Annotated in this window: 13 protein-coding genes; 7 read left to right on the top strand and 6 right to left on the bottom strand. The window is 50.6% G+C overall.

The features are described 5' to 3' along the window. Positions 1–78: 78 nt before the first annotated feature. Entirely contained in the window at positions 79–2,028 is a 1,950-nt protein-coding gene (locus AYI96_RS09670; protein ID WP_144361505.1) for a PKD domain-containing protein, read from the bottom strand. A gap of 310 nt (positions 2,029–2,338) precedes the next feature. Here AYI96_RS09670 and AYI96_RS09665 point away from each other — a divergent pair, with 310 nt between their 5' ends. Beyond that, the gene (locus AYI96_RS09665; protein WP_025010268.1) at positions 2,339–2,617 is read left to right on the top strand and encodes a peptidylprolyl isomerase; all 279 of its coding nucleotides are present in this window, start codon (positions 2,339–2,341) and stop codon (positions 2,615–2,617) included. 1 nt (position 2,618) lies between these two features. Here AYI96_RS09665 and AYI96_RS09660 read toward each other — a convergent pair whose 3' ends face one another. After that, positions 2,619–3,206: a class I SAM-dependent methyltransferase gene (locus tag AYI96_RS09660; protein WP_071475540.1), complete on the bottom strand. Its 588-nt coding sequence runs from the start codon at positions 3,204–3,206 to the stop codon at positions 2,619–2,621. After that, positions 3,203–3,676, bottom strand: coding sequence for a mechanosensitive ion channel family protein (locus AYI96_RS09655; RefSeq protein WP_144361504.1), 474 nt, complete (start codon positions 3,674–3,676; stop codon positions 3,203–3,205). The genes AYI96_RS09660 and AYI96_RS09655 overlap by 4 nt, the downstream gene beginning before the upstream one ends. 256 nt (positions 3,677–3,932) lie before the next feature. Between AYI96_RS09655 and AYI96_RS09650 the strand changes: the two genes are divergently transcribed. The 5 genes from AYI96_RS09650 (at position 3,933) to AYI96_RS09630 (ending at position 9,436) form a co-directional block, all read left to right on the top strand. Then, positions 3,933–5,438 carry an EAL domain-containing protein gene (locus tag AYI96_RS09650; RefSeq protein ID WP_186300047.1) on the top strand — a complete coding sequence of 502 codons (1,506 nt, stop codon included), beginning with the start codon at positions 3,933–3,935 and terminating at the stop codon, positions 5,436–5,438. Continuing rightward, positions 5,438–7,306 carry a VRR-NUC domain-containing protein gene (locus tag AYI96_RS09645; RefSeq protein ID WP_071475542.1) on the top strand — a complete coding sequence of 623 codons (1,869 nt, stop codon included), beginning with the start codon at positions 5,438–5,440 and terminating at the stop codon, positions 7,304–7,306. Before AYI96_RS09650 ends, AYI96_RS09645 begins: the two co-directional genes overlap by 1 nt. 165 nt (positions 7,307–7,471) lie before the next feature. After that, the gene (locus tag AYI96_RS09640; protein ID WP_409928941.1) at positions 7,472–8,005 is read left to right on the top strand and encodes a PepSY-associated TM helix domain-containing protein; all 534 of its coding nucleotides are present in this window, start codon (positions 7,472–7,474) and stop codon (positions 8,003–8,005) included. A gap of 69 nt (positions 8,006–8,074) precedes the next feature. Then, the gene (locus AYI96_RS09635) at positions 8,075–8,608 is read left to right on the top strand and encodes a DUF2271 domain-containing protein (protein WP_144361502.1); all 534 of its coding nucleotides are present in this window, start codon (positions 8,075–8,077) and stop codon (positions 8,606–8,608) included. 3 nt (positions 8,609–8,611) lie between these two features. Next, a complete protein-coding gene (locus AYI96_RS09630) occupies positions 8,612–9,436 on the top strand; it encodes a DUF4198 domain-containing protein (RefSeq protein ID WP_260852983.1) in 825 nt (274 codons plus the stop codon). 300 nt (positions 9,437–9,736) lie between these two features. On the opposite strand, the gene AYI96_RS09625 is transcribed toward AYI96_RS09630, so the two are convergent. The 3 genes from AYI96_RS09625 to AYI96_RS09615 form a co-directional block, all read right to left on the bottom strand. After that, the gene (locus AYI96_RS09625; RefSeq protein WP_039032940.1) at positions 9,737–10,114 is read right to left on the bottom strand and encodes a DUF2069 domain-containing protein; all 378 of its coding nucleotides are present in this window, start codon (positions 10,112–10,114) and stop codon (positions 9,737–9,739) included. Continuing rightward, the gene (gene arsC / locus AYI96_RS09620; protein WP_039032941.1) at positions 10,115–10,465 is read right to left on the bottom strand and encodes an arsenate reductase (glutaredoxin); all 351 of its coding nucleotides are present in this window, start codon (positions 10,463–10,465) and stop codon (positions 10,115–10,117) included. It abuts the gene before it with no gap. A 122-nt stretch (positions 10,466–10,587) separates the two neighbouring features. Continuing rightward, positions 10,588–12,057 (bottom strand): M48 family metalloprotease, encoded by a 1,470-nt coding sequence (locus AYI96_RS09615; protein ID WP_039032942.1) that lies wholly within the window; start codon positions 12,055–12,057, stop codon positions 10,588–10,590. A 102-nt stretch (positions 12,058–12,159) separates the two neighbouring features. Between AYI96_RS09615 and AYI96_RS09610 the strand changes: the two genes are divergently transcribed. Next, positions 12,160–12,405 carry a sulfurtransferase TusA family protein gene (locus tag AYI96_RS09610; RefSeq protein WP_039033027.1) on the top strand — a complete coding sequence of 82 codons (246 nt, stop codon included), beginning with the start codon at positions 12,160–12,162 and terminating at the stop codon, positions 12,403–12,405. Positions 12,406–12,426 lie beyond the last annotated feature (21 nt).

The following is a 12,426-nucleotide window of genomic DNA, read 5'->3' as shown; positions in this document are numbered from 1 at the left end:
CTTTAAGTCGCTAAAGATAGTAAAAAAGCGCTGCCCTAGAGCAGCGCTTTTTTATACTATGACAAACTAAAATAACAATCAGTGTCTGTTTACACCCACAGGAGCTCTGTGGCGATCGCCACTCAAACGCAGCGGCACTTGAGTTTGTTCACGCTGTTGTTGATGCTGGATATTGCTCTTTGGCGCCATAAGTGTGGGTGATATGCCGAGGTTGGCTGCCCAACTCAAGCCTGGTTGCATCTGCAGCGGCGCCGGCAAACTATCCAGCAGCAGCTGATTATTGAGCTCAGGCATCATCTCGCTCAACACCAAACCTGTTCGGTTTCTAAGTTCGGTGGCACCGATCCGTCCCCGTTGGCCCCAGTCGACACTGATGCTGTTTGCGGTCACGGTTGCGGGTTTGTCTGTGACAGCCACATCCCGCTGTACCCCAAGGCGGTAACTCATCATGGCTTCTTCAAACAGCATGGCGGCATCTTCCCTGGAGGTACTGTAGTTGTAAAAGTCATTGGCTCTGTCGGCAAAGAAGAAGCCGCTGACATCCCCGGGCGAGTATGCCTTTTGGGTCGCTGTGGCGGTTTCGCCCATAAAGCTTACGCTGGCCAGGGCTCTCATTTCTGTGCTATTAAGCGGATAAGCGCTGCTGAGCTGATCCGATATCAAGGCTTTTTGCGCCGTGCGCCGGTAATAATCATCCAGCAAAGTTGGTCCCTCAAGGCTTGAATGAACACTGCGCGGGAAAAAGTCATTGGCATGAGCCAACTCGTGGTATAGCAGCGAGGAAAGATCGGTAGTCAACTCACTGATAGGACGATTGCTGCGCTGGTTGCGATCACGATAGACAGAAGCATAATCGTTGTCTTTGACATAACGCCAGGGGATCAGGAACTGCAGCTCATTACCGAAACCGGCACGGTAATCCGGCGCTTCATTGATGCTGTCGCGCTCGGTTGCCGTCAACCAAAGATCTTCCGGATCCAGATAGATAGCACCTGTAACCACCCAGTAGAAGGACGGGCGGACATCGTAGCTTATCACCACGGCGGTGACAGATTGCAATAAGGTGGCAAAGTCACCATGAGAGTCCATTTGATCGATAAAGGCTTCAAAATTACGCCCCATCCAATCGTGGGATACCAGTACCCGGTCCATTATCGCTTGTTTATCACTGATGCCGGTGCCGACTTGTCCAATCAAGGGCAGGGTACTAAGCTGGCAAGCGCTCAACTGATTGGAATAAGTGCAGCGTTTTAGTACATCGGCATAGGGCGAGTTTCGCCTGTAGGCATGAGTGCGGGCAACTGGCGCATCAAAGTACTCTGAGGTAATTTGCGCTTCATCAGTTATCAGTATGCTGACTTCATCGCTTAAGATCTCGCCATTGACACTGGCGCTGGCTCGCAAGATCACCCCCGTATCCTGACTAACCCCGGGGGCGACAAATAAGGGACGCTCAAGATTGGACAAGTCCAGATTAAGGTCAGGCCCGGCAGCAATACACCAGTTGATATTGTTTGCCGCAGCGCCATTGACTCTATCCAGTCGTACGCTGACATTATTGCCTTCTACCACTTGGTGATCCTGGCGGATATTTAGGCCACTTCCCGCTGCGACTGTCAGGGTAACCGTCTCCTGCAGGCTGAGATCATTGCCGCTGACATTTAACTGAAAGCGGTAATCACCGCTTTGTGGCGGTACAAACGCCAGCACTGGGCTGTCATTGATGCTCATATCGACACCGGGCCCGGACAACTGCTGCCATTGGAACTGCATATTACGGCTGTTGAGCGTGCCCATAGTGGCAATAACACTGCTTTGCTGGCCGGCTAAATAACGGCTTTGCAACTTAAAAACCAGACCGGATGCTGTTGTTTGATTGTTGAATTCACTTTGTTGCTCACAGCGAGACAAGGCCTGAGGTGGAGTAACGACAGGAGGGATAAGGTCGCCGCCATTATCATTGCCACCACCGCCACAAGCGCTGAGCAATAGGGTACAGCTTAAAGGGAGGTAAGACAGTATCTTCATGGCACGACTCCACTTGGTTGACAGTTTGTTGTTGCTTGTTGTTGTTTTATATCAAAATGGTTGTAAACATTGGGCACTATAGCACGGGCCGTTAGGGTCACCAATAGTCCGGGGGATTGGGACTTTTGTAGTAGGAGAGCGGTGGCAGAAGCTATTTTGAAGCTCTGACATAGGTTTGGCTAAAGCTTGCCCCAGGCAAATAAGGTCAACATAGTGCAGCTTGTTTCATATCGAATGAGGGGAGGATCCAAGATTATGGTAAAATCGTCTGCTAATGGTTAGCTAACGAAGATGACTCAGGAGAAACAACATGGCCCGAGCTTGTGCCCGACACATTTTGGTTAAAACCCGTGAAGAGGCGGAAAAACTCAAGGCCCGGATCGCCAAAGGAGAGGACTTTGGCAAGCTGGCGAAACAATACTCTCAGTGCCCTTCAAAAAAACGCGGTGGCGATCTCGGGGAGTTTGGTCCGGGCCAGATGGTTAAGGCCTTCGATCAAGTGGTGTTCAAAAAGCCGGTGCTGGAAGTGCATGGCCCGGTCAAAACCCAGTTTGGTTTTCATCTGATCCAGACTATTTATCGTAATTAAGCTAAAGCTGCTGCGGTTTTCTGGCAAAGGCTCGATAGCATTGAGCCGTATCGCCGGCCAAAGTTCTACAGGTTGTGACTTCATCTTTCAGGTCGACAAAGTCTTCCAGCAGCTCCTGCAACTGCATGGGCGTGTGATAACACATAGGAGTACCCAGCCCTGAGGTGAAACGTTTCGCAATGGGGGCGCAAAACTCACTCAGGTGGAACAAGCCACCCGGCTTAAGCACGCGTTTTAGCTCCAATATGGCGGCTTTTTGCGCCATTTCAGATGACATGCAGGTTAAAACGGCGCAGCTCAGCACTACATCGAATGTTTCATCGGCAAAAGGCAATGGAAGTTGTGGCAGCTGAATTAAATTGATGTCCGGGTACAGACTGAGGCCGCGCTTTATCATGGCGGTTGAGGGATCGACCCCCAGCACTTCAGGATAGCCTAACTGTTTCAGCTGCTTGGCTATCCGGCCATAACCGCATCCAAAGTCCAGTATTCTGGCGTCGGGTTTTACCAAGTGGCAGAAGCGCTGCACATCGATTTCCAGATTGAAATTGACCTGATTGGCAACCTTATCCCAAAGCTGCGCCGTCATTGCTTATCCTCATCAATAATGGAAACTTTATTGTTTAGGAACAAAGAGTTTGGCACCAGGTGTGTCACACCGTCATCCTTCACCGTGATATAACGCAGATTGAGATCCACCACAGTCCCCCTGGAGCCGGTAATATCGATTTTATTGCCCAGCTTTATCGGCTTATAGAGCACTATCATAATACCGGCAATCAGGTTGGAGGTGGCGTCTTTGAGGGCGAAACCCAGCGCAAAGCCAGTGAGTCCGAGGCCGGCAACCAGGGCGCCAACATCAAAGCCCAACTTGGATAAGGCCAAGACAGCGCCGATAAATATCAGTACCACGCGCTGGGAGTTGGAGATCAAGCGAAACGATTCGCTGGCCGCCGAGTCAAAGCGGGCGGCCACTTGTTTCAGGCAACGGTCGATAATCAGGCTGAACACTGCAAATGCGGCAAACACCAGGATTGCCTGAATGACATTCTCATTCATTTTCTGCTCCGAATAATAAAACCCTAATCGCTGAAATTTTCAGCTTGGTGCACAAAGGCATGCCAAACCGCTAAAAATATCAAATTCCGAGATAGAGACAAGAGTCAACCCATTAATTTCAGTGACTTAATTGGGCTTGCTATAAAGCTGTTTACCCGCTTTAATACTGTCATTTCTTATTGAATTACCGAGTGCATCATTGTATTTGAAAATATGGCTGTGTATAAGGGGGTAACATTTTACAAGGACGAAAATCATGAAGGCTGTATCTGAGAATAAACGGGTTTTGCTGCTATTGCTGTTACCTGTAGTTCTCTTGCTGTTGTCATCGGAATTATTGTTAAGGCCAGTGACTTCGATGATAGTTAAAAAACAGTTCAAACTCATGGAAGAGTATCTTAGCCAGAGACAACGCTCCATCAATGACATTATCCTACATCAAGTACCTGAGTTTCATTTTGATTGTGGTCCGAAAGACGCGAAATTATTGCGGTCCCCTGAAAACTACAATCGTTATTTTCGGGTGATGGGGATTAAAACCAAAACCGGCCTTGGCTGCAGTTCGCTTGGCACAGATTTACTATTACCGGATCTTCCCAATGACACGTATGTAGGTCAAGGCTTTGGCCTGACCACCACAGGCGCCATGTATGATACCGAGCAGGAGCTCTTGGTTTATTTCAAAAGCAATGGCAATACCGCTTACTGGATTTTGGACAGCAGTTGGATCCGTGAGCTTATTAACGTTCCCTGCAGTGATTGTTTCTACATAGAGTTTAGGCATCATGCTCCAGGCTCCGAAGGCCTGGTATTTGAGCGCGGCAATCCTTCGGTACCCAGAGAAGCCAATGTGCATTTTTTCAGCGTGATGAACCAGCAGCAAATGGAGCAAAAACTCTGGTTTGGTGAGAAACTCGATGATTACGCCAGAGAAAAGATCTTTGTTTACGGTTTACCCTTGAGCATTTTACTCGGCGCGCTGCTCGCCGGGGCTTATTGGCTTTATCTGAGTTACCACAGTTCGCTCAAGAGCATGATCCAAAGAGGCATTGCCCGGCAGGAGTTTATCCCTTTTTATCAACCCATAGTCGATATTAATCAGAATAAAGTGGTCGGTTATGAAGTGCTGGTGCGCTGGAAGAAGGGCAAAGAGTTTATTCCACCTGTTGCCTTTGTTGAGCATGCAGAAGCCTGTGGCCTAATCATTCCCATTACCGAATCTTTGCTGCAGCAGGTACTGCAACAACTGCCGGAGCTGGAGAGCGGCACTTGGGTTAGCATCAACCTGGTGGCAGAACATCTGGAGCAGGCTCATGTCAGTCGCGTGCTGCAACAGCATAATTGGCCAGAGCCGGACAGACTTAAATTTGAGATCACCGAACGCTTGCCCATTGCCGACATTGATGCCGCCAAGCAGGAAATCGCCAGGCTGACCGAGAAGGGCTACAGCTTTAAAATTGATGACTTTGGCACCGGATATGGCGGCTTTAAGTATATTCAAACCTTGGGGATTGACAGCATCAAGATAGATAAGATGTTTATCGATACCATAGGCACCAACGATCTCAAGCGTGGTGTGCTGGATGCCATTATCGCCTTTGGTTTGGAGTCAGAGCTTGAGATAATAGTCGAAGGCGTGGAGACGGCGGAGCAGGTGGAGTACCTCAAAGAGCGCGGTATATTCCTGGTGCAGGGATACTATTTTGCCCGCCCCGTGCCGGTTGAGGATCTGAAAACCGTGAAATCAGGCGAAGCTTCCTAATGGCAGAAACCTTAGCGGCAAAAACCTTAGTGAAACCAGCTGCCCCTGAACTTGCAAGCGACTATTATCTGAGCAATTTTGAACTCTTGCTGGAGGGTAGCCGCCGCTATCTGGATATTTTGCCAAGCGAGCTTGCCAGGTTACGCGCGGCGTACCTGGCCTGCTCCAAACCTTCGCGGATGTTGCTGGTGCGTCTCTTGTCCCGTAAGGGCGAGTGGTTTCGCGCCGATAAGCTTAACTACCCGGAAATAGGGGCTTTGGAACCTGCGATAAAGGGGCTTGAGCAAGCGGAGCTTATCAGCACCACATTCCTGCCAAACACTGAAACCTGGCTCAAAGGAGTCACTCTCACCGAGCTGCGCCGGGCGCTTCTCAAACTGCAACAGAGTCAAGCCCCGGAGGGCAAAAACTGTCTTGGGGGCCTGGTCGATATTGCGCTGCATCTAGGTAAAAGCATGAAATGTGCCTCAAAGGAGACGCTGAAACGTACCCTGCTGGCGCTCGGGCCCCAAGACTCACAGTTATTGATTGACGAACTGAACTCTCTACTGGGCATTGACTGGCTTGAGCTTAAATGCCAGCGGCTTCTCGATGGCCTATTGCTACTCTATTTTGGCAACCGTTATCAGGATCTGAGCCAGTTTGTGCTCAGCGATCTTGGTTTGCAATGCTTTGAAGTCACTGTGCTGGACAAGGCCCACCGCGCCTATGACAGCCCAGAGCAGCTTAACGCTGCGTTGGCATTTGGCCTTATGAGTCAGCAGATAGAAGAGGCGATACTGGCCAAACAGGTGCTGGATATTCCATTGCGGCTTGAGCAGCTTAACGCCATTTCAGCAGTGCCCGAGGCTAACCCCTTACTCGAACGGCGCCGGCAAAAACTACTGACTCTGATAGGCCGCGAAGCCGAAAGGCAAGGCCAAACCACTCTTGCCATCAGTGTCTATTCGCAGTGTGAACATTGGCAGGCAAGGGAACGCCTGTGTCGCTGTCTGGAAAAACAGGCTCAGTGGCAGGCTCTGACTCATGCGCTGTTGCACCTTTGCGACCTTGCCGGTAATGAGAGTCAGTGGCAAATCATAGAACGTATTGGCAAACGCCTGCTTAAAAAGTTGCCAAATGGCAACGACAGCAAGTTTGCCTCACCATCAGGCCATGGTGAAACGCTTGATTCCTTGGCGCTTGAATCTTTGATGTTAAGGCTGCAAGCGCTGAGTGAAAGTGTGCCGGGTAGACTGGGTGCGCTGCAAACGATAATACTGCAACTTACTCCCAATGGTGAACGAGTTGAAATGCGTGTCGCTGCGCACTTTGAAGCGCTCGGCTACCGGGTGTTTTTTCTGGAGAATACCTTGCTTTGTGGCCTTTTCGGGCTGGCCTTTTGGGACATTATTTTTGCCCCCATTAAGGCGGTATTCGATAACCCATTTCAACGCAGCCCACGGGATATGTTCACCGAGGAGTTTGTTAGCCGCCGCCAAGAGGCCATCACGGCGCGTCTTGATGAAATCGCTCGGGAGCCCGGCGCTGTTATTTGGCGCCATTTTCAGCAAAAGCAAGGGCTGGCAAACGATTGGGTTTACTGGGAAAATCTGCCGCAACAGGCGCTGGAGCTGACGCTGGCGGCACTTTCCGGTGCCAGGCTCGCTCAGGTATTTGAACGTATGCTTGGCGATCTTAAGCATTACCGCAGTGGCCATCCGGATCTTGTGTTATTTGACGCCGAAGGGCGCATCAGTTGGCTTGAAGTCAAAGGCCCGGGCGATAAGCTGGCCGATCATCAAATATACTGGCTCAACTTCCTCAGTGACTTGGGAGAGGCCCGGGTTTGCTATGTCGACTGGGCAACTGCCGGCGAGTGTAAATAAGGTAAATAGCATTAAGGCAAGAATGATTGTTATTTAGTATTGACCAATAACAGTCAATTAACAGGCAGCCCAGTGGCGGCCTGCGCTATGTGGAAACCTTAATTGAAGTTCAGAGTCAGCAAGTCATCGCTCCATTTCGCCCGCGTCGTTCATATCTATGTCTCTATGGCACTGCTGCTGTTGATGCTGTTCTTTGCCGTTACCGGTATCACTCTCAATCATCCGGATTGGTTTATCCGCCAGGGCGGAGAAAGCCTGGCATCGGAAGAAGCCCTGCCGGGATTTTTGTTGCCGGTGAATAGTGAAGATCCGGATTGGCGCGACGCCACAGCGCATTGGCTCAGTAGCCACTGGGGAGTGGATGGTCACAGTGCCGAGTTCAGTGAAGATGAAGTGGCGCTGGTGCACAAGGGGCCGGGGCGCTATCAGAGCATTACCCTGGATCTGCTGGATGGGAAAGCCTATGTCGAGCAGATAGATTATGGTGTTATCGCAGTACTCAATGATCTGCATAAGGGGCGTAACAGTGGCACCCTGTGGGTCTGGCTGCTGGATCTTTGTTCAATTCTCATCATCCTGTTTTCCCTGACCGGTGCTTTCCTGCTGTTGCCTCAGAGCCGTAGATTGAAAAAATCCTTACTGGCCATGGCCGGTGTCAGCAGTGCCTGTGCCCTTATTTATCTGTTGTTTGTTCCCTGAGTTCAAAGTGACAAACGGCAAAGCACGAACTCGTGCCCCTACCTTTGGTGTGTTGTGAATGGAGAATGTATGAGTGGCAAACCTTTGAAAACCAGATTGTCTCTGTCTCTGGTGGTATTACTGAGTAGCAGCTTAACTCTGGGGCAGGCCAATGCCGATTCGTTGGAGATTAATCTGATACTGCCGGAAATCACCACAGGCCAATACCACAGGCCTTACACAGCCGTGTGGGTGGAAGATGCCAAAGGGCAGAGCGTGCGAACTTTGAGCCTTTGGGTCATGCAGGAAGGCGAGGGATACAAGTGGCTGAAAGACATTCGTCGCTGGTGGCGCAAGGCCGGGCGGGATGACATGAACTTTGTCGATGCCATTGCATCGGCAACAAGGCCTGCGGGCAAGTATCCCATCAGCTGGGACCTCAAAGATGACCAAGGGGCTAAGGTTGCCAACGGTAAATATACCTTGCTGGTGGAAGTGGTACGTGAGCACGGCGGCCGGGATTTGGTACGGCACAAGTTTCAGCTCGACGGCAAGCCTTTCAAAGCTGAAATAGCGCCCACCATAGAAACCGGCACGATTAGCCTTCAATACCTAGTGGAGTAAAAGATGATGAAAACAAGCAAACTCTTGTTGGCCCTGGGGGCCTGTCTGTTGGCACAAACGGCGAACGCCCATGACAGATTTATACTGCCCAGCCAGTTCAATGTCTCGGCCGATCCCGGCAAAGGTGTGTGGATCACTTCAGATGTCAGCGCCAGTAACGAAGTCTTCCTGTTTGATAAACCTTTTGGATCTGAAGATGTGCAAATCATCACGCCGTCCGGCACCAAGGAGCGACCATCCTCAAGCTACCGCGGCAGCCGGAAGTCTGTGTTTGACTATCGCCTGACCGAAGACGGTACCTACAGATTCGAGAAAGAGACCCAGCCAAGATATATGTCGCGCTATAAGCTCACGGGCCAGCAAGACAGCATCCGCAGCCGTACTGACAAGCAAACCACCAAGGCAATGATGCCCAAAGGGGCGTACGATCTCGAAGGGGCGCTGTATTTCTCGCGTGTCGAGTCCTATGTCACCCTCAACAAACCAAGCGACAAGGCTTTTGAAGTGAAAGGGGAATACCTGGAACTCAAACCTTTGACCCATCCGGCTGACATAGTCGAGCAGGAGCCCACTGAGCTGCAATTCTATTTCCAGGGTAAAGTGATTGCCGGTGTGGAAGTCGCGATTGTGAAGGAAGGCACACTTTATCGTAACCAGAAACAGCAATTGACGCTGAAGTCAGACAAAGAAGGCAAGGTGAGTTTTGAACTGCCCAGCGCCGGCCGCTATATGTTGCATGCATCATTCGAGCAACTTAACGCCGATACTCGCCTTGCGGATAAGACAGTCAGTGAAATTTTCCTCACTTTCGAGGCCGGTTTGCAATAACCTAAATAGCCCGAAGCAGGCACTTTTAAGGCTTATCACCTTGTGAGTGCCTGTCAAAGTGAAGCTGTGGTGTCGCTTGCATTGCTGCTGTTTTAAGCTGCATTGGTTTTTGTGAGAACTGGTTTTTGTAAGAACTGTACGCTGTATCTTATGATTTGAACCTTCAATTATCTTGGAAAGCTTTCCTGCTTGGTTATCGACAACATAGTCAGTTCTTGGGCTAGGGAATGATGAGATTTCCGTTGAATCATTTCGAACTATCAATCCCCCCTTGGAAGTCTCGGTTTCAGGGGGGAACTTTCAGTTTTTGGTGCGTTTCTTGAGCCCAAGCCCCAACTCGCGGCCGCGTTTTCGGGCGTAGAAGGGCATGCTGATAAGCAAGCATGCGATCAACAGGCTCTCGATCAACGCAAACCACCATTCATTGCCCTGGGCTATATAGAGCAAGGTCAAGCCGTGCAGAAAATAGAGGCAAAGAATGAAGCTGGCCCAGGCAAAGGTATAGGGATTGCCTTTGAGGATCCCCGGTAGCGGCAGCAGCAAGGGCACCAGCCAAAGACTGGTAAACAGCAGTGAGTATTCGCTGTTGAGCCCCTTATCGATCAAGGCATAGGCCAACAAGGCTATCAGTAACAGATAGCCGCTCCGTGAGATTTGCAATAGCGCGTGACTGCTCATTTACAGGATCGCCAACACGTTTTCCGGTGGACGGCCAATGGCGGCCTTACCTTTGGCAAGCACGATTGGTCGCTCGATCAACTTGGGAGTGGCTACCATGGCGGCAATCAACTGGGCTTCTGTCAGCTCAGGATTATTCAACCCCTGGGCTTTGTATTCTTCTTCTTTGGTGCGCATCAGTTCACGGGCGCTGATACCCAGTTTGGCCAACAGTTCACTGATTGTGGCAGCATCCGGAACTTGTTTCAGATACTCGACAATCTGGATCTCGACGTCTTTGGACTCCAGCAGTGCCAGTGTTTCGCGGCTCTTGGAGCAGCGTGGATTATGGAAAATAGTGACCTGGGTCATGGGTTTTCTCTTTACCTTGGCTGAAAAGTGCGACGATGATAGCAAAAATCTGCGCAGACGTCAGGGGAAAGTGGCCCGGTGAACGGGCCAATGAAAACCTGCATAATCAAAGTTTAAGCAAACTATTTCTTCAATTCGTCCAGCGCCCTGTCGGCGATTCGGAATTGGCGTATCTTGGCCTCGATTCTGGCAATCTGCAGAGGCTGGCCATCGGCGGCCTTGTAGGCAAAGTTGAGCTGATCGATAGCCCCCTTATAATTGGCCCGCAGCGCCATGGATTCGGCATTGGAAAAGTGTTCCAGCGTCTTGTTACCGGTTTGTTTGTAAGCTTCGGTCAGCAATTGATAGGGTAAGGGATTTTGCTTATCCAGAAACGCCATATCCTCGAGAATAGGGATAGCCAGCTGCGGCTGTTTACTTTCGAGATAAACGCTGGCCAGGTTGGCGTTGATCACTTGAGAGGTGGGTTTGAGGCGTCTTTGGGCTTCCAACATCTTTATCGCGCCCTGATAATCGTTACGCTCCACCAGCAGATCGGTTTTGGTGTCGAGATAAAAGAGGTTGTCCTGATCTTTTTCCAATAATTGATCTATCAGTTGTTCAGACTGTTTGAAGTCCTTGAGGCGAAACAGTGCCAATGCTTTGCCATAGAGGGCCGCATCTTTAAAGGCGTAGTTGTGCTTGGCTAACTGGGTTTCAAACAGCGACAGTGCCGCATCGTCGCTATAGCTGGAAAAGCGCACCTGGATCCTGGCCTTGGCCAAATGGAAATTAAGGTTGTCTGCCACATATCTGTGGGGGTACTGAGCCGCGCGGTTACGGGCATCGGTTATCCGCGATTCGGGCAGTGGGTGAGTCAGCAGCATTTGCGGCGGCTTGGAGGTAAAGCGATAACGGGCTGCAAGTTTACCGAAGAAGTTGGCCGAGGCATTGGGATCGAAACCGGATTCCACCAGAATTTGCATGCCTATCCTGTCGGCTTCTTTTTCATGTAGCCGGGTATAGTTTATTTTGGACTGGGTCGATAATGCCTGAGTGGTGGCCAGCGCCGCCATCCCGGCCTGAGGCGCCGCTATGGTCAGCAAGATAGCGCCGAGTAGTCCGGCAATGGTGGCCGGACTGGCTTTCTCCTGGGCTTCGAGTGAGCGCGCCAAGTGCCTCTGGGTTACGTGGGTAATTTCGTGCGCCAGTACCGAGGCCAATTCACTTTCGTTGTCGGCGTTGAGAAACAATCCGGTGTGGATTGCCACATGGCCGCCAAAGAAGGCAAAGGCGTTGATTTCATCGTTTCGTAGCAGGAAGAAATAGAAGGGGGTCTTAACCCCGGTGGCATGCGCCACCAATTTATTACCCAGCTCAGTGGCGTATTGGCTCAACACAGGATCGGATAACACAGGCGCCTGGGAACGAATGACCCGCATATAGGCGTCACCATAGACCATCTCTTTTTCGAGACTGAAGGTATTGACGGCGGCGGTACCGAGATCCGGCAGGTCGTTATTGGCGAAACTATGGCTGGCGGTGGCGAGTAAAAGAGTTGTGGCACCGGCCAGAATGGATTGTCGAAACTTGGAAAAAGTCAAAGTACTCAAGCTGATTAGATTTCCTGTATGCCACTAATGCATAACTGCCTGGCTTGTGGTTTCAGTTGCAACTTAGGATAATAGCCGAGGTTTATGTTTAGCAAGCTCATCATGGTTTTAATTGATTTAACTCAGAGTCGTTGTCCCGAAGCCCTGGTCAAGGCCAAGATGGCGATGAAACGTTTGCTGCCCGGTGAAACTCTGTGTCTCTTGCTTTCAGACCCAGGATCGCGGCAGGATGTTCCCCGTTTCGCCAAAAAACAGGGTTATGATTGTCGGATAGCGTCCGATGAGTCGGCCGTTTTGCGTTTACATGTCTCAGTTGCCCAACAGGGTAGAAGCGCAGAATCTAACTAGACAGCTTCTTGATGAAGCGAT

Source organism: Shewanella sp. MSW, from assembly GCF_007636515.1.
GTDB classification, from domain to species: Bacteria; Pseudomonadota; Gammaproteobacteria; order Enterobacterales; family Shewanellaceae; genus Shewanella; species Shewanella indica.
Note: the sequence above shows the minus strand (reverse complement) of the source record. Positions and strands in the feature narration are given on the sequence as shown.